Source organism: Sporosarcina sp. QA0331 (genome assembly GCF_055808055.1).
In genome coordinates, this window is sequence record NZ_CM147850.1 from 2433307 (window position 1) to 2450177 (window position 16871).

The following is a 16871-nucleotide window of genomic DNA, read 5'->3' on the forward strand; positions in this document are numbered from 1 at the left end:
TTTACATCATTCCTTTCAAATAGATGAAGCTGAAGATGAAGATCCAGACAACATCTAAGAAATGCCAGTAAAGCGAGAAGATGAATGATTTATTAGCCGTTTCTGGCGTCAAACCACGTTTTTTCACTTGCATAATAATGAATAGTCCCCAGAAGAGTCCTAGTGTCACGTGGGCACCGTGCGTCCCTAATGTCGTCAAAAGAATGCCAGTGAATGCACTCACTTGAAGGCCGGCTCCAACATGGACATAATGTGTAAACTCATAAATTTCCACGCCTAAGAATGAAAGACCGAGAAGCAATGTGATGGCAAAGAATGTGATCATCGCATTTTTTCTACCGATCCGCATTGCATGTACGCCTAGACCGATCGTAAAGCTACTTGTTAATAGCAATATCGTTTCAATGAGCACCGGCGTGAGTTCGAATATCTCTGCACCTGCAGGTCCGCTCCCCGTCCGATTCTCTAATGTGAAATAAGTTGCAAAAAGTGTTGCAAACAACATAACTTCGGCCCCTAGGAAAATCCAGAAACCTAGTATGTTCAACTTATTCTGATCTGTACCATATTCGAGTGGAAGCGAGTTATCGATTTTCATTTGCTAACACCTCGCTATTTTTTTCTGTTTCTTCAATTTCTTTGACGGAAATATAATGACCGTCGTCTTTTTCAAATGACCGGTGAGCCATGAATGCAAAGATGGCAATCGTCGTAATGATCGCTGGAATCCACATGCTGAATACGAATGAGAAGCCCCAGACGAAGAAAATACAACTCATAATAAACGGCATTCCGCTATTATTCGGCATATGAATCTTCTCAATTTCACCTTTGAATATCGATTTTCCTTGTTTCTTATGATCCCAGAAAGCTTCGATGGAATCGACATCCGGCGTACGTGCAAAGTTGTAAGATTGAACCGGAGTTTGTGTCGCCCATTCAAGTGTACGAGCATTCCACGGATCTGAACTGATATTACGGGATGCGTGACGCGTGCTGTAATATACGTTATAGACGATCAACGCAAAACCGATTGCAAGTCCAACTGCCCCAACGAATGAAAGCATGTTCAACGGACCAAAACCTGTCGCTTCGGAGTAAGAGTACATCCGACGCGCTTGCCCATCCAAGCCCGTGAAGAACATCGGGAAGAATGTGACGTTGAAGCTGATTGCGATAAACCAAAATGCCCATTTACCGATTTTTTCATTTAACATGAAACCGAACATTTTCGGCCACCAGTACGTAAGACCGGCAAGCATCGCGAATACAACACCTGGAATGATTGTGTAATGGAAGTGAGCGACTAAGAACATCGTATTATGATATTGATAATCGGCACTCGCCATACCGAGCATAACCCCGGTTACCCCACCGATAGTGAAGATCGGGATGAATCCTACTGAATATAGCATCGGAACTGTAAATTTAATTTTCCCTTTCCGCATCGTCAACAGCCAGTTGAAGATCTTAATTCCCGTTGGAATCGCAATCGCCATTGTTGTAATGGAGAAGATACTATTCGTTAAAGGCCCTTGCCCCATCGTGAAGAAATGGTGCGTCCAGACTAAGAAAGAGAAGAATGAAATGATCACAATTGAAGCGACCATCGATTTATAGCCGTATAGGTTACGTTGTGAAAACGTTGAAATGATTTCACTGTAAATACCGAATGCCGGCAGAATCAAGATGTACACTTCCGGATGACCCCAAACCCAGAACAGGTTCGCCCAAAGCATATCCATACCGCCATTTGTCATTGAGAATATATGGGTGCCGAATAGACGGTCCATTGTTCCTAACAATAGCGTAACTGTGAGGACTGGGAATGCGAATACTACAATCGCATTCGTGATAAGCGCTGTCCAAGTGAACATAGGCATTTTCATCAATTTCATACCAGGCGCTCTCATTTTAAAGATTGTTGTAATGAAGTTAATTCCTGAAATCAATGTACCAATACCGGCAATTTGAATTGACATCAAATAATAGTTAGTTCCGACAGATTGACTGAAGTCATTTCCTGCAAGCGGGAAGTACGAAGTCCAACCTGCGTCAGGAGAACCGCCGATAACGAATGAAATATTGAATAACATCGCACCCATAAAGAACAGCCAGAAGCTGAGTGCATTCAAACGAGGAAATGCTACATCGCGCGCCCCGATTTGTAGTGGCACAACGAAGTTCATTAATGCATAAATAAACGGCATCGCCATGAAGATGATCATTACAACCCCATGGGTCGTGAACACTTCATTATAATGTTGGGCATCCAACAATTTATTATCGGGTACAGCAGTTTGTGCCCGCATCATTAACGCATCAACCCCGCCGCGGAATAGCATAAGCAAAGCGGCGATGAGATACATAATACCGATACGTTTATGGTCAACAGTTGTCAACCATTCACGCCATAAGTAACCCCATTTTTTAAAATATGTTAAGCCTACGAGAATCGCAATTACGGTAAGACCGATGGCAACCATAGATGCGTAAATTGCAGGACTCGGATGAGGTATGGCAAATCGATCAAAGTAATCCATACTTGTTGTACTCCTTTCGGAAATTTATTTCGTGACATTTGTAGTTAGATTAGAAATTTTCGAGCGCTATTAATGATGTTCCGAATGATCCATTTCCATTTTGGCATGGTCGTCTTCGGAATGATGTTCATGTTCCTCAGTGTCGCTAGATCCATGATTGTGGCCTTCAGGCGGCGGCAAGAATTCCAAGTGCGTTCCACTGAACGTCATTTGCCCTAGATGACCTGGTTCCAGCAACTCAGTAAATTTCTCTTCTGTTAGAGGCTCGGCAGTCGATTTTACCTCTTCCACCCATTTATCGAATTCCTCTGCAGGCATTGCCTCTACATGGAAGATGTTCTCAGCAAAGCCTTTTCCGCTGAAGTTCGCATTTCTTCCCATATATTCGCCAGGGACTTCAGCTGCCAAATGTAAAGTAGTGATCATATCCGACATCGCATATTTTTGTCCGCCGAGCTGCGGAATCCAGAAGCTTGTGATTGGACCATATGAATAAAGTCTAAATTCCAATGCCCGATCTGTCGGGATATATAAGTAGTTCACTGTTTCAATATTTTCTTCCGGATAACTGAAATGCCATTTCCAGTCAGAGGAAGAAGCGTAGACGACCAATGGTTTTTGATCTTCATATCCTTTCGGCGTCGCCTCTACTTCATAATTCGATTTGACTGTAACGATGGATAGGAAAATGATGATGATAACCGGAATTCCGACGATGATGGATTCAACAATCGGGTTCCCCTCAATATGCGGCGGTTCATAATCCTCGCTCTGTTTTGAAGCTCGATATTTAACTACGACATATATCATCAATGCGAAGACAGCAATTACAACGATTGCCATCGTTGCAATCGAAATCCAAATGACATTGGCAGTCGTTTCAGCTTGGGGCCCTTTCGGATCCAGCACCATAACTGGTTCACAGCCAGCCAACACTGCTAGAATACCGAAAACCAAGCTTAATAACGTCCATTTCCTTTTCATGAAAGTACCCCTTTCTTTTGTTCTATTAGTAATAGAAACAGCATGTGAAATTATTATATTTAGCAGTTCCTCGAACTAGAGATTTATCTTAATATAATATAATGCTAAAAACAATTATCAGATGCACAGTTCACAAAAACTTCATCCAAAATAGAACGAGTTCGTCACAAATCGTTCATTAAACGGCGATATATCTGACACATTTTATCCATGTAATTGACAAAAGTTAATTTAAAAGTAAAGAAACTTATAATTATTATTCAGTTGTGATGTAAGGTTATAAAACGAAGAAGTTATTCATTTTATATTAATCTGAATATCACTTTTCAACTTTTTATAAGACTCGTTACCAAAGGGATTAAACGTTATTCAACATTTTTCACCAACCTAAAATATTTCATGAAAAAAGGAAGAATACATACCTAGTTCAGGTACACATTCTTCCTTTGTTTATACAATTTTTGTTATCGGTTTGAATTGTGATCAAGATCCACTTAAAAGTCACCTTCACGACAAGGCGATTATCGAGCTAATCATGATCATCGTCTACCTGATGTTTGTCCAATTCATATTAATCCTGCTTCATATACTGTACTAATATTGACAAGGGAGGTGTGAATTATGAGTGCAGGTGGATATGGTGGAAGTTCAAGCTTCGCGTTAATCGTCGTTCTGTTCATTCTATTAATCATCGTAGGTGCTTCTGTCTTTTACGGCGGAGGTTTCGGTGGTTACTAAGTTAACGACGGTGACTTCAAATATACGCATTCCTTAGGTAAACTGAATTGTTATCCTAAGGAACTGCGTTGTATGTACGTCTATTCTCACCCCAATACCCTTCAAGCAACATAGTATATGCAAACACCATAACAAGTTTCTTCCTTCAATCAATAGAACACTTCCAGACCATTGGCGGAATGCCTTGGTCTGCTTTTTCATTTCCTCAGCGATAAAAAAGCGAGATAGGGTTACCCATCGCATAGGTTCTTGCTTATGAACTATCGCATAGTGGAGAATAAAATATAATGACAATCATTTAGTGGACAGAACAAATCGAAAAGGAGGTTTAGTATTATGTCTTTTAGAAAAAATAGAGGGCTGCGTTTTTGTCTATTTCCCGGATATAACTGGTGTGGACCTGGCTGCAACGGCCCAGGAGGTCCAGTGAATGCAGTCGATGCGGCATGCAAAGCACATGATATTTGCTATCGCCAATACGGCAATCGCTGTTATTGCGACCGTGAATTCCTTCAACGTCTCCATCCTTATTTAAATGAAGACTCACAAATGGGAAGACATGCGCGGATTCTCTACAACTATATAAAGATTCAAACGACGTTCACATGCGGTAGGTTTTAATTGTGCCTTGCAAATTGTCCCGGTGCCTGTGCAAGAAACATTTATGACAATTCAATTGGATGTATAAAGTTTCAATATAATGCAATCGAAATACGACTAAAAGTAACTTTCCCTAAACCCTTTATAAAATTATAGTGAATTAACTGAACAGTTTGTCGCACAGAAACCGACAATATTCTGAAATTTCATCGCCCTGTGTTGTTAAATTGTTCAATTCTCTGACCGATTTCATCTCGTACCCGTTGAAAGAAAGCCCATTTCTCCTCGTCTGTCCCTGTTGCTTTTGCAGGATCATCGAAGCCCCAGTGATCACGTTTTATATGAGATGGTGTTACTGGGCATTTATCCGCAGCGTCTCCGCACAGTGTAACGATAAAATCGGCTTTATTTATAATACGCATATCAATAAGTTCTGATATTTGATTGGAGATATCGATTCCCACTTCATTCATTGCTTTTATTGCGTTAGGGTTTACTCCATGTGCTTCAATTCCAGCACTTTTGACGTCCCACTCTTTACCGAGTATCTTTTTCCCCCATCCTTCAGCCATCTGGCTACGGCATGAGTTACCGGTACAGAGGAAATAAATAATTTTTTTCTCCAAGTTACTCACTTCCCTTTTTCTCTAATTAGATAATCAATAACCATAGGTACAATCCAACAAGTGTGATGAAAAGCGTAGGGATTGTCAGAATGATTCCGACTTTAAAATACGTTCCCCAACCAATTTTCACACCTTTTTGTGAAAGGACATGTAACCATAGCAACGTTGCAAGCGAACCAATCGGTGTAATTTTAGGGCCAAGATCGGATCCGATGACGTTTGCATAGATGAGCGCTTCGCGGATCGGCCCTGTTGTGTTCGTTTCCGCTATCGCAAGTGCGTCAATCATAACTGTCGGCAAATTGTTCATCACAGATGACAATATTGCGGCAATGAACCCCATTGATATCGTAGCCACAAAGAGGCCTTGGTCAGCCGCCAATTGAATGATATTTGCCAAGACACTCGTCAATCCGGCATTTTTCAATCCATAGACAACGACATACATTCCAATTGAAAAGAAGACGATCGCCCAAGGAGCGCCTTTCAACACTTGTTTCGTTTGTACAGCCGGGCTCCTTTTCGCCATGACTAAAAAGAATATGGCTACGATTCCAGCGATAAATGATACTGGGAGCCCGATGAATTCACTTGAGAAATACCCAACAAGCAAGATGCCAAGCACTCCCCAAGAAAGCCGGAACATCCTATGGTCTTTAATTGCTTCTTTCGGTTTTTTTAACTCGGACACTTCATAATATCCAGGAATGCTCTTTCGGAAAAACAAATATAAAACAAGAATGCTCGCGATTAATGAAAATAAGTTCGGAACAATCATCCGGGAAGCATATTCTGCAAACCCAATGCCAAAATAGTCGGCGGAAACAATATTGACTAAGTTGCTTACAACTAATGGCAACGAAGTCGTATCTGCGATAAAACCACTTGCGATGATAAATGGAAAAATCATTTTTTCGCTGAACTTCAAATTTCGAACCATCGCCAATACAATCGGTGTCAGTATCAATGCAGCACCATCATTTGCAAATAAAGCTGACACAATCGCACCAAGAAGGCTGACATAAACGAACATCCGAAGCCCGCTCCCTTTAGCCAACCGGGCCATATGTAAGGCAGACCATTCAAAAAAGCCGATTTCATCCAGTATTAAAGAGATGATAATGATTGCGACAAATGCCAGTGTTGCATTCCAAACAATGCCCGTGACATCGAGCACATCCGTAAAATCAACGACACCGAATAATAAAGCAGTGACTGCTCCGGCACATGCCGACCACCCAATTGAGAGGTTTCTAGGCTGCCAAATGACAAAAATAAGCGTAATGATAAATATCAATGACGCGGTTATGACTGAATACAAAATCTAAATCCTCCCTATTCACAACAAATACGTAATCCTTGCGCCTCCAACTCTTCAATGGAACTTCCTTGATCTGGCAAGTGATTAAGGACACTTAAAATCAATGGATAATCCTCATGATCCTGATTGATTGAATAAAAAATCCATTGGCCCCTCCGTTCCTCTTTCACTAATCCGAGATCCTTAAGTTTGCGCAAGTGTTGACTAATTGCCGGCTGACTCATCTTAAAGATTGCGACAAACTCACACACACAGCAATCATGTGATTCAAGCAATTTCATCATCCTAAGTCTCGTCTTATCTCCAAGAAGCTTTAATATTTGTGATACCTTTTGCAAATCAATCGACTCTGTTGTATTCATTTATCATCCCTCCCTTTAGCATCATATAATTATATGCTTATATACGCAAGTAGAAAAAACCGACTATCTACTTAGGAAATAGCCGGTTCTCTCATCAATGGATCGGTATTAAAATTTCAACGACTTCTTCATCTGCTCCCTCTTCAAGATGGAAAATCTCAATTGGAAATGATTTATCATACCATTTTTGTTTATGTCCGTTCTCAGCCATCCACGCAAATAATTTGGAATACCCTTGATCGATCGTCTTATTGGAGCAGCTAATTCTTGCATAATCCATCATCGGCAACTTAAATCCGATCATCCCTTCGGGTATTTCTGTAAGCCCCTCGACTTCAACACATGCGAAATAAGTGGCGATGATATCATTGCACATATACGGACTGATTAAGACTTGTTTATTCTTGCAACTTACAACTTCATCGATCCGTTTTTCAAAATCCATTTGAACTTTCATTGCAGCATCCGGGAACGATTGTGGAAAATTCGCTGTTATGTTTTGCCCAATCAATTCGTATTCCCTTTTTACAACTTCACATGCAAACGTAGCAACCGTTTTTACTTCCATCCCAATCTCTCCTTTGAATGTATTTCCTTATGTAATTCTCTATTTGTTTTTGAAACTCCTTCCTTTATAGTAAGAATATACAGGAGGTGTTATTGTGGAAATTTATTCGATACACGATAGAAAAGAGCTATTCGAAGAAGCGGTCCAAGCATTTTGGAAACAATGGGGTAATGAATCGAACTATAGGTTTTACGAAGATTGCATGAAACATTCATCTGTGACCGGTGAAGGGGTTCCTTCCTTTTATATTGCCGTTGAAGAATCTAATATTATTGGTACATATGCGATTTTGCGAAATGACCTTGTAAGCAGGCAAGACCTGTCTCCATGGCTTGCTTGTCTGTACGTAGATCCTAAATATCGCGGACAAGCAATTGGATCACAGTTACTTGATCATGCAGTTGCCGAGGCGAAACGGAAAGGATTTGAGAAGCTATATTTGACTACAGACCATGTCGGATATTATGAGAAATATGGCTGGTCAAAGATCGATGAGTGCTTTGATATTTTCGGGAATCCATCCTCGGTCTATGAAAAATCATCCATATAAAAACTCCAGTGCTAGTCGCACTGGAGCCAGCCTGTTGACAAACGCTCGCATCCGTTGTTGAGGCCTACAGGAAGTAGGTCATGCATCCGTTGCCAATCGAACGGCGTAGGGTTCGATTTGCCGTATTTCTGCGCTCTTTGCAGAAATTAAGGCACCTTTTGGACGCGGCGTCCTTAGGATGCCTTCCCTACTCGCTCGTCCGCTCATGAACTTTCGTTCTATTCGCGTCTTCGCTCGACTTCGCGCGGGCTCGCAGGATGCGAGTCATGCAACCGGTGCCAATCGAACGGCGAAGGGTTCGATTTGCCGTATTTCTGCGCTCTTAGCAGAAATTAAGGCACCTTTTGGACGTGGCGCTCTTAGGTTGCCTTCCTTGGCAAGCGTTTTCAATCAGGCTGGGAAAATTCCTGCCCATTGCTACTTTTCGCAAAAAGAGTGTAGACAAAGTCCAAGAATGACTTTGTCTACACTCTGACTCAGTGCTAGTCGCACTGGAACATATCTCATTTACAAATACGTATCCAAGAATTCTCGAATCGCTCGATATCCTTTAATTTGGTTTTCACGTTTCGTGAAGCCATGACCTTCGTCTTCAAAAATGATGTACTCAACCGGAACACCATTCTCTTTCACTTTTTCAACAATATCATCGGACTCGACTTGCAACACTCGCGGGTCATTTGCACCTTGTAAGACGATAAGCGGCTTATTAATTTTTTCTGCATGGAAAAGTGGTGAAATACTACGGATATAATCGGTCTGTGTATACGGGTCGCCGATTTTCTTGTACAACAGTTCACGCATAGCTTCCCACCATGGTGGAATGCTTTTTAACGTTCGCTCCCAGTTGGACACTCCGAATATATTTACCCCCACTTCAAACGATCCAGGTTGGAATGCGAGAGCAGCAAGCGTCATATAGCCGCCGTAACTTCCACCAATAATGCCTATACGATTTTCATCAATCCGCCCTGTCTCAATTAAAAACTTTTTCCCTTCAATACAATCAGCTAAGTCAATTTCACCATGCTTCAAATCGGCTGCCTTGAAAAATGTTTTCCCGTATCCAGAGCTTCCGCGGTTATTCACGGCGAGCACTGCGTAACCATGATTCACTAAATACTGGATCATAGGACTGAAATCGACCGTCGACTGGCCTCCCGGACCCCCGTGTACCCAAATGAGTGCAGGTGCTTTTTCACCCTCTTCTAAGTGTGGCTCGTAATAAATCGCAGGAATCTGAAGACCATCGAACGAAGGATAATGAATAACTCTTGCATCAACTAAGTTATTCTCATCAATCTCGGGATTGAGTGTGTCAGTTAAGCAACTTAATTCCTTTGTTTCAAAGTCATATACATACAAATTTGCAGGAGCCGTTGAACGGTTTACTAAAAACGCCATATACCGCTCACTCTTGGAAATGGATAATCCACTAATTTGTCCTTCTGGAAAATCTGCTATTTCAACATACACTCCTGTTTCCGACTCGATCACTTTCACTTCGATTTTCCCGTCATTATTCACATAATAGTAAAGGTATTTATGATTAGGAGAAAACCGAGCGGTTAAAATATCCCAGTTTTCTTTCGCAACAACCTCTTTGTTTCCTGTTGATAAACAAAGCCGTTTCACATATAAAAATTCATGATCTTCATCTGTTAAGTAATATAAATGAGTAGAATCCAAATTAAATGCTACTGGTTGATATTGAACATCCCCAACATGATCAGATAAATGTTTTACACCATTTTCTTCCGTGTAAATAAACATATCCGAATCATTCGATGTCCTCGGCTTGTGTAAGGCAATATATTTTTTATCGTGGGAAATCGCTGAGACATAATAACCATCTTCATTTTTAAATAATATAGTCGGCTCCAATGTGTCGATATTCATTTCATACAAATCCATGAAACGCGGATCCCGATTATTGGATTCATAGAAAAAAATCTTTTCATCCCGGCTCCAACGATGAAACTCCGCTTTTTCTTCTTTCCCAGGTGTTAGATCGATACTCTTCCCATCTTCCGTTTGCATATACAAATGTGTAATCTCATTCCCGCCTTGGTCACTTCTGTACAGAAACTTGCGACCATCCGGGAAATAGCCTCCGGGAATCTTCCAATTGTCAGCAGAGTCTGTCAGTTGCTCGATATTGCTTCCTGTCCGAGCAACCGCATACGTGTTATAGACACCGGAACGATCGCTGCCAATTAATATTTTTTCATCATCAGGCGATATAGATACCCCTACTAGACTCTCGCAATTGATAAATTGTTCGATAGAGTACTTTTTCTTTACACTAATCATTTGTTAGCCCCTTTTCCCTATTTATACTACACCCCACAAATATTTTATACTATTTAGACTACTAAAACAAATTCTCCCTAAAAGAAAAAGCATTCTCCATTATGAAGAAATGCTTTTCAAGGTTTTTATGAAATAAAAGATGCAATGAAGATAACGATGATCGCTAAAGGAGCGATAAAGCGGACGATAAACTTCCAAGCATGATTCAATCTACTATTCATTCGCAACTCATCATCTGTTTCAGCAGTAGATAACACAAGACCTGCGAAAATGGAAATGAGCAGCGCCCCTATTGGAAGTCCAAACCGACTCGTGAGGATATCTGCAAAGTCGAAAAAAGTTCCTCCTGGCAGCTTCACATCGGATAATACACCAAATGATAAAGCACTTGGAATCCCGACGATGAAAATCAACACTCCAAATACCCATGCTGCCTTTCTTCTACGTTCCAGCTTCTGTTGAATTCCCGTCGAGACGACAATTTCTAACATCGAGATAGAAGATGTCAACGTCGCGAACAACATTAAAATAAAGAATAAAATCAAGAAGAATCCGCCAAACGGGATTTCATTGAATATGGCAGGCAAGACGACAAAAATCAACCCTGGCCCTTCAGCAGGTGATTGCCCTAATGCAAATACCGCCGGAAAAATAACGATACCTGCGAGCAGAGAGATGAAAATATTTAATATCGATACATTGAAAGCGGATTGTCCAAGACGCTCCTCTTTCGGTAAATAAGATGCGTACGTCATCATCGCAGTGACTCCGACGCTTAACGAAAAGAATGCCTGTCCAAGTGCTAACAATAATGTCTTACCTGTCAAATATGACCAATCCGGCACGAATAGGAAGCGGACCCCTTCCATCGCTCCTTCAAGCGTCAATGACCGTATCGCCAAGACGATGAAGAAAATGAATAGCAAAGGCATCATCCATCGGCTCGCAAGCTCAATTCCACCTCTTATTCCACTTTGAACGATCCAGATCGTCAAAATCATGAACACTGCTTGAGCAATAAGCACTTCTCCTGGATTCGCAATGATTGAATCAAAAAGCCCTGCGTAATCAGTAACGTTAAGACGGAAAAATACTGCCCTTGCTAGATAGGAAAGAATCCATCCCCCGACGACGCTATAAAATGATAAAAGGATGAAGGAACTGAGCAACCCCATCCATCCGATCAAAAACCAAGGTTTCCCGGGAGCCAGTTTCTTCAAAGAAGTGACGGCATCATGCTGTCCCCTTCTTCCGATGACAAATTCAGCTAACAAAATCGGCAATCCAATTGCCAATGTACAAATGATGAATAGCAAGAAAAAAACACTTCCGCCGTTCGTGCCAGCCATATAAGGAAATTTCCAAATGGCGCCAAGCCCGATTGCACTTCCGGCAGCAGCCAATACAAATCCAATTTTCGATGTCCATTGCTCACGCTGTTTCATATAATCACTCACTTTTCAAAATTTCTCCGATGAACATTGTATTAGTATAACGTAGAATGGATGGAATCCATACTATCTTATTATTGCGCATTCTTTACGCTTGTTTATTGTTTCAAGATATTGTTAAAGGGAATTATGGGTGTAACAAGGAGGAGTTAGAATGGAACTTTTAAAAGTAAACGGTCGGATTGATAAGAAACGGCTAGCTGTTGGCATTCTAATACCGATTATCGGTGGATCTATAACGGGATGGTTGGCAAACCGGAATGCTCAAGAAAAATATAAAAAGCTGGAGAAGCCCTCCTTCTCCCCACCACCATCAACTTTCCCGATTGCTTGGACAACCCTTTATGGTGTAATGGGACTCGCAAAGTATCGTGTCGAGAAAAAAAGGGAGCATGGGCATGGGAATACAAGCGCAATTCCCATCTATGAATTGCAACTAGGGCTCAATTATTTATGGTCTTTCTTATACTTCAGATGGGGACTAAGAGGTACGGCACTTGTCGAAATGACCATTTTACTTGCAGCCATCGCATTGACGACCTATGAATTTTTCCAAGTTGACCGGACGGCTGGATCGTTAATGATTCCTTATATAGGATGGGTCGCTTTCGCTTTGTCCCTCAATTATTCGACTTGGAAATTGAATAAGTAATCGTAAAGAAAGCCCTTGCCTGAAAAAGGCAAGGGCTGTTCATTCATAATTGAATATTTTGGGGTTCTTCCCCCTTTTTGTTCATCAGACGCATGGAATCTGGGTTGACTTTCAGGATGACAAGGTTAGGATCATCAGGTCCTGTAAAATACGGCTTCATATGTTCATTCCAAACTTTCTCCTTCAAACCTTCTTCATCCGAAATAGTGACAGTTCCCATAATTTCTAGATACGCATCCCCAAAACCTTCACCCTCATATCCAATCAAAATATGCGTATTGGGATTTTTCTCAAGTTCTTCCACTTTTTCCGTCGTCTTTGAAGTTGCGGTGTAAAGCATGAAATTCTCAGTGAAAAATGTCATATACCTACTGAAGGGCTTACCCTGTTGGACAGTCGCCATCGTTCCTACATAGCTTTCATCCAAGATTTTGCGAGCTGTTTCTTTTGCATCCATTTCCATCACTCCTCATTCATTATCTCCCTTTACTGTTCCTATATTAAATGGAGACTAAACATCGAAGGAGCGACTGAAGACAAAATGTGAGCATTCCTGCAAAGCCTTAATTTATTTCATTCAAGAATAAAACCATAAAATCCTCGTCGAAATAATCTTCGCCGAGTTTCAATGCTCTTTTCTCAGTTCCGTACTTCTCAAATCCTAAAGAAGAATACAATCTAACGGCAGATGAATTTGAGCTGACGACAGTTAAATGAATCTGTTCAATTCCTTCCAAACTCATTGCTTTATTGATTGCTTCAATCATAAGCGCCTTTGCGATCCCTTTCCCTCGCATAGCGGGTGTCACGTACATCGCTACAATAGTTGCACGGTGTCTCAGCTTTACAGTTTTCTCTGTAATAACGTAATGACGCCGATCAGTTTCGATTCTTCAAAAGCGCCGAATGTAAAGGAATTATTCCCTTGAAATCTATCCTTATATTTGTCGGCTTTTTGCTTTTTCTCCTCTTCATAACTCGATGAAAACGCCTCGGGATTCGTTAGCAAAGCTTCTAATCGTATTGGAAAATACGCTTCCGCATCTTGTGGCTCTAGTTTTCGAATATTCATCCATCTTCCCCCTAAACTTTTTTCCATACTTTCCGATAATCCACCCTTCCGTTACTATCTAGTTCAATATTGACATACGGATTATCTTTTGGTTCGTAGACCGTGTGAAATCGGTGGTTGCAAAATAAAAGTACATACTTTGATTTCAAAAACTCTTCGATCTCATAGTAAATTTCCCATCGGGCAGATTCATCTTCCACACTTCTAATTCTCCGGATTTTCTCATCTACCGAACTCCTCATCTTTTCATCCAAACACGAATAGATAGTGAGATCAGTTGAATGAAATGCTGTAAGCAAAGACAATAAACGATCCTCTCCTAATGCTATTCCTCCCACGAAAAGGTCATACTTCTCCAAGCTTTCCTCCGTGCCCATTTGATGAAAATTAACAATATTGACTGTAGACTCGATTCCCATTTCATGCAGTTGAGTTTGCAAATGCTTGGCTGCTCTCTCGTGGTTAGCTCCCGAACGAATTTGTTGTGCGGCAATTTGAAGGGATGGTCCTTTATAGCGGAGACTCCCATTTTTATTATCCAATTTGACAGTTTCAGAGCGACTGGATAGGAAACTTGTAGCTACAACTTCATTATCCAATCCTTCATTCCGTATCCGCTCAGGTTGGAGCCTTCTATATATATCCTTCCGAAAGGCTTCTTGCTGAAACATCCCTTCTTTTAAGCAGTTAAAGGTAATATAACTCGCCCCTTCCTCCATTCGTTTCACTTGCTTCCAAGTAGTATCTGGCGCTTTCAACAAAAATGGATAATTGGTTTCTTGGCCAAAATGAGATGGTGTTTTAATGATATGTATTTCGTCCAGCCATGGTCTAACTGAAAAATAAGAAGGATTCACTTCTAACCGGATCATGTTTTCTTCATTCTGTGTCACTTGGTAAGGTCCACTGCCGACTGGGAAACTTGCAAACTGTTTTGGATGATCAATGACCTTTTCGATCGGTACAATGGAAGCTTTTGAAGCGGCTAAACTGCGCGGAAATAGAAAGTCCACTTCCTTTAGCGTGAATTGAATGATGGTCCGATTGATTACGTCTACTCTTTCAACATTACCAAAGAATTCCGTTTCGTTCATTAGCCTACGAACTGTTGACTGCACATCTGAGGAAGTAAGTTCTCTGCCATGATGGAAAGTAACTCCTTTATGGAGGTAAAATGTCCATTGCTTGCCATCTTGTGAATCCCAATGATGAGCGATGCTTGGTTTCAGCTCGTTAGCTACAGCATCATATTCGACGAGTCGATCAAATAACTGCCGAACCATATGCGCGTCGTGGCGAGAAACAATCCGCATCGGGTCCATGACTAAACGCGTTTCATAAAAAGGATACTGTAAAATATCCAATTCAACTTCACTATCCGATTTCTGTGTAAGACCTAAGTTTTCTGCAAACCATTTTTGAAACTTTAACTGTTCTTGTTTTTCCATTGCGTCGACTAATGAAAAGGCATCCTGATACTGCTCTGTCCGCACCATCTCTTTTGATTGATCCAATAATATTTCATCCTTCGTGAATAGGATCGTCAATTTCGGTTTCTTCCCCCGCCCCCTCTGTGTTACCCAGTTTATAGCGCCTTCGCTATGCAACACTTTGACTATAGTTTTCACATGTCTTTCCGAACAATTCAATATGTCGGCTAGGGATGCGACTGTTGTTTCCTCTTCAATTCCTTCCGTAAAATGGTTTGTTAATTCAAGTAAGTGATCCAAATACTTCACATGCCACCCCTCCTTCAAGTCATCCCGCAGGTCGTTAAAGGTGAACTGCAAAATGAATAATAGACACTTTTTATGCACCTTTTATTATTCTACACTTCTTTTATGCAAGAAAACAAATGGAGGGATGGGAATGAAAGCAATTGCTTCAGAGGTTTCACTATTTAAAAATAGGAACTTCCTGCTTTTATGGGGAGGCTCCACGATATCGAGCTTTGGAATGCAAATGTACAGCATTGCAATACCGTTGCTAATTTATGATTTGAGCAGATCGGCATTATCGATGAGTATGATGCGTGCGATTGAATTTTTCCCGAATATCTTTTTAGGCATGCTTGCAGGGGCGTTGGTTGATCGGTTAAATCGGAAGACGATGATGGTTTGGACAAGTTTTATTCAAGTTATTTCCATGTGTGGTATCGTCGCGTTGTTGCTAACAAACCAAATTGAGCTGTGGCACTTATATATCCTAGGCTTCGTTTTATCTTCCGCAGGGTATACGTTCGGGAATGCCAATCATTCTGTCCTTCCCCAAATTGTTTCAAAGGATCAATTGACTTCAGCAAATGCTAAGCTGTCGTTTATCGATACGTTAATTCGAATGATTGGCCCTGGGATTGCCGGGATACTAATTGCCGTATTTTCATACACTTCGACCTTGACGATTTACCTTGTATGTCTATTAATCATGTTTATATTTATGCAATTTTTAAATGTCCCTTCAACTGCAAAACAAGAGGATGACTCACATTCAATCTGGCAAGATATGAAAGAAGGAATAGTAGAACTATTTAACAATAAAATTCTTTTAACACCAACAATCACAGTTCTATTCAGTAATTTCGCTTCCAGTCTCGTCGTTGGTGTACTTATCTTCTTCGCAACCGATCAGATTGGTGCTGATTCTAGACAAGTCGGTTTCATGTTTACGATTTCCGCAATCGGCGGACTTATCGGAGCAAGTCTAATTAGCAGAATTCGTAAACGCTTCGGCCGCGGCGTTATTTATACATATTCGATTGTTTTTGACATTACTTCCATGGCCTTGTTGTTGTTCGCGCAAACTTGGTGGGCAATCGGAATATCTCTTGCCATTCGGACATTCTCAACGACGTTGTCCAATATTGTTTACTTTACGATTCGCCAAGAATTCACACCGAATCATCTGCTTGGAAGGGTTGCAGGAACGTCATCCATGTTAATGAAGTTAACGCTTCCTCTAGGGTTATTCATTGCAGGATTATGGGCAGAGTGGTTTCCAATACGAATTTTATTTTTCATTTCCATGTGCATATTTATAGTTCTTTTCCTCCGTCTTTTCTTTCATCCTTTTAAAGAACTTAAATGAAATGAGG

18 protein-coding genes are annotated in these 16871 nt (G+C 40.9%); 5 read left to right on the forward strand and 13 right to left on the reverse strand.

The genetic code is table 11. The features are described from left to right. Position 1: 1 nt before the first annotated feature. The 3 genes from qoxC to qoxA form a co-directional block, all read right to left on the reverse strand. Positions 2-598, reverse strand: coding sequence for a cytochrome aa3 quinol oxidase subunit III (gene qoxC, locus AC0L13_RS12165; protein ID WP_473639919.1), 597 nt, complete (start codon positions 596-598; stop codon positions 2-4). Further along, positions 585-2543, reverse strand: coding sequence for a cytochrome aa3 quinol oxidase subunit I (gene qoxB / locus AC0L13_RS12170; RefSeq protein ID WP_473639922.1), 1959 nt, complete (start codon positions 2541-2543; stop codon positions 585-587). The genes qoxC and qoxB overlap by 14 nt, the downstream gene beginning before the upstream one ends. A gap of 69 nt (positions 2544-2612) precedes the next feature. Continuing rightward, a complete protein-coding gene (qoxA, locus tag AC0L13_RS12175) occupies positions 2613-3527 on the reverse strand; it encodes a cytochrome aa3 quinol oxidase subunit II (RefSeq protein WP_473639924.1) in 915 nt (304 codons plus the stop codon). A gap of 621 nt (positions 3528-4148) precedes the next feature. Between qoxA and AC0L13_RS12180 the strand changes: the two genes are divergently transcribed. Next, complete coding sequence (locus tag AC0L13_RS12180) at positions 4149-4265, forward strand: YjcZ family sporulation protein (protein ID WP_440501173.1); 117 nt, start codon at positions 4149-4151, stop codon at positions 4263-4265. Between the two features lie 336 nt (positions 4266-4601). Then, positions 4602-4886, forward strand: a complete 285-nt coding sequence (locus tag AC0L13_RS12185; protein WP_473639926.1) for a phospholipase — start codon at positions 4602-4604, stop codon at positions 4884-4886. Positions 4887-5071: 185 nt separating this feature from the next. Here AC0L13_RS12185 and arsC read toward each other — a convergent pair whose 3' ends face one another. The 4 genes from arsC to AC0L13_RS12205 form a co-directional block, all read right to left on the reverse strand. Beyond that, positions 5072-5491: an arsenate reductase (thioredoxin) gene (arsC, locus tag AC0L13_RS12190; RefSeq protein WP_473639928.1), complete on the reverse strand. Its 420-nt coding sequence runs from the start codon at positions 5489-5491 to the stop codon at positions 5072-5074. A 25-nt stretch (positions 5492-5516) separates the two neighbouring features. Further along, positions 5517-6812 carry an arsenic transporter gene (locus AC0L13_RS12195; RefSeq protein ID WP_473639930.1) on the reverse strand — a complete coding sequence of 432 codons (1296 nt, stop codon included), beginning with the start codon at positions 6810-6812 and terminating at the stop codon, positions 5517-5519. A 14-nt stretch (positions 6813-6826) separates the two neighbouring features. Next, positions 6827-7174, reverse strand: coding sequence for an ArsR/SmtB family transcription factor (locus AC0L13_RS12200; RefSeq protein ID WP_473639932.1), 348 nt, complete (start codon positions 7172-7174; stop codon positions 6827-6829). 94 nt (positions 7175-7268) lie between these two features. Further along, a complete protein-coding gene (locus AC0L13_RS12205; protein ID WP_473639934.1) occupies positions 7269-7742 on the reverse strand; it encodes a GyrI-like domain-containing protein in 474 nt (157 codons plus the stop codon). Between the two features lie 94 nt (positions 7743-7836). On the opposite strand from AC0L13_RS12205, the gene AC0L13_RS12210 reads away from it, so the two are divergent. Beyond that, the gene (locus AC0L13_RS12210) at positions 7837-8292 is read left to right on the forward strand and encodes a GNAT family N-acetyltransferase (protein ID WP_473639937.1); all 456 of its coding nucleotides are present in this window, start codon (positions 7837-7839) and stop codon (positions 8290-8292) included. Between the two features lie 507 nt (positions 8293-8799). On the opposite strand, the gene AC0L13_RS12215 is transcribed toward AC0L13_RS12210, so the two are convergent. Together AC0L13_RS12215 and AC0L13_RS12220 are read right to left on the reverse strand one after the other, a co-directional pair. After that, entirely contained in the window at positions 8800-10605 is a 1806-nt protein-coding gene (locus tag AC0L13_RS12215) for a S9 family peptidase (RefSeq protein ID WP_473639940.1), read from the reverse strand. 125 nt (positions 10606-10730) lie between these two features. Continuing rightward, positions 10731-12050 (reverse strand): sodium-dependent transporter, encoded by a 1320-nt coding sequence (locus AC0L13_RS12220; protein ID WP_473639942.1) that lies wholly within the window; start codon positions 12048-12050, stop codon positions 10731-10733. Positions 12051-12210: 160 nt separating this feature from the next. Between AC0L13_RS12220 and AC0L13_RS12225 the strand changes: the two genes are divergently transcribed. Then, positions 12211-12708 (forward strand): TspO/MBR family protein, encoded by a 498-nt coding sequence (locus AC0L13_RS12225; protein WP_473639944.1) that lies wholly within the window; start codon positions 12211-12213, stop codon positions 12706-12708. Between the two features lie 43 nt (positions 12709-12751). Here the strand turns inward: AC0L13_RS12225 and AC0L13_RS12230 are convergent, their stop codons facing one another. From AC0L13_RS12230 to AC0L13_RS12245, 4 genes are all read right to left on the reverse strand, one after another. Beyond that, positions 12752-13165: a pyridoxamine 5'-phosphate oxidase family protein gene (locus AC0L13_RS12230; protein WP_473639946.1), complete on the reverse strand. Its 414-nt coding sequence runs from the start codon at positions 13163-13165 to the stop codon at positions 12752-12754. Positions 13166-13271: 106 nt separating this feature from the next. Then, positions 13272-13505: a GNAT family N-acetyltransferase gene (locus AC0L13_RS12235; protein WP_473639948.1), complete on the reverse strand. Its 234-nt coding sequence runs from the start codon at positions 13503-13505 to the stop codon at positions 13272-13274. A gap of 47 nt (positions 13506-13552) precedes the next feature. Further along, positions 13553-13780, reverse strand: a complete 228-nt coding sequence (locus AC0L13_RS12240; RefSeq protein WP_473639950.1) for a hypothetical protein — start codon at positions 13778-13780, stop codon at positions 13553-13555. Positions 13781-13791: 11 nt separating this feature from the next. Further along, complete coding sequence (locus AC0L13_RS12245; RefSeq protein WP_473639952.1) at positions 13792-15519, reverse strand: ABC transporter substrate-binding protein; 1728 nt, start codon at positions 15517-15519, stop codon at positions 13792-13794. 130 nt (positions 15520-15649) lie between these two features. Here AC0L13_RS12245 and AC0L13_RS12250 point away from each other — a divergent pair, with 130 nt between their 5' ends. Further along, entirely contained in the window at positions 15650-16864 is a 1215-nt protein-coding gene (locus AC0L13_RS12250) for an MFS transporter (RefSeq protein WP_473639954.1), read from the forward strand. Positions 16865-16871 lie beyond the last annotated feature (7 nt).

Excerpts from the sequence above, each read along its gene's own strand:
- AC0L13_RS12230 (WP_473639946.1), bottom strand. The coding sequence starts at position 13,165 with ATGGATGCAAAAGAAACAGCTCGCAAAATCTTGGATGAAAGCTATGTA.
- qoxB (WP_473639922.1), bottom strand. The coding sequence starts at position 2,543 with ATGGATTACTTTGATCGATTTGCCATACCTCATCCGAGTCCTGCAATT.
- AC0L13_RS12225 (WP_473639944.1), top strand. The coding sequence starts at position 12,211 with ATGGAACTTTTAAAAGTAAACGGTCGGATTGATAAGAAACGGCTAGCT.
- AC0L13_RS12215 (WP_473639940.1), bottom strand. The coding sequence starts at position 10,605 with ATGATTAGTGTAAAGAAAAAGTACTCTATCGAACAATTTATCAATTGC.
- AC0L13_RS12250 (WP_473639954.1), top strand. The coding sequence starts at position 15,650 with ATGAAAGCAATTGCTTCAGAGGTTTCACTATTTAAAAATAGGAACTTC.
- AC0L13_RS12200 (WP_473639932.1), bottom strand. The coding sequence starts at position 7,174 with ATGAATACAACAGAGTCGATTGATTTGCAAAAGGTATCACAAATATTA.
- qoxC (WP_473639919.1), bottom strand. The coding sequence starts at position 598 with ATGAAAATCGATAACTCGCTTCCACTCGAATATGGTACAGATCAGAAT.
- qoxA (WP_473639924.1), bottom strand. The coding sequence starts at position 3,527 with ATGAAAAGGAAATGGACGTTATTAAGCTTGGTTTTCGGTATTCTAGCA.
- AC0L13_RS12180 (WP_440501173.1), top strand. The coding sequence starts at position 4,149 with ATGAGTGCAGGTGGATATGGTGGAAGTTCAAGCTTCGCGTTAATCGTC.
- AC0L13_RS12240 (WP_473639950.1), bottom strand. The coding sequence starts at position 13,780 with ATGAATATTCGAAAACTAGAGCCACAAGATGCGGAAGCGTATTTTCCA.
- AC0L13_RS12185 (WP_473639926.1), top strand. The coding sequence starts at position 4,602 with ATGTCTTTTAGAAAAAATAGAGGGCTGCGTTTTTGTCTATTTCCCGGA.
- AC0L13_RS12205 (WP_473639934.1), bottom strand. The coding sequence starts at position 7,742 with ATGGAAGTAAAAACGGTTGCTACGTTTGCATGTGAAGTTGTAAAAAGG.
- AC0L13_RS12235 (WP_473639948.1), bottom strand. The coding sequence starts at position 13,505 with ATGCGAGGGAAAGGGATCGCAAAGGCGCTTATGATTGAAGCAATCAAT.
- AC0L13_RS12220 (WP_473639942.1), bottom strand. The coding sequence starts at position 12,050 with ATGAAACAGCGTGAGCAATGGACATCGAAAATTGGATTTGTATTGGCT.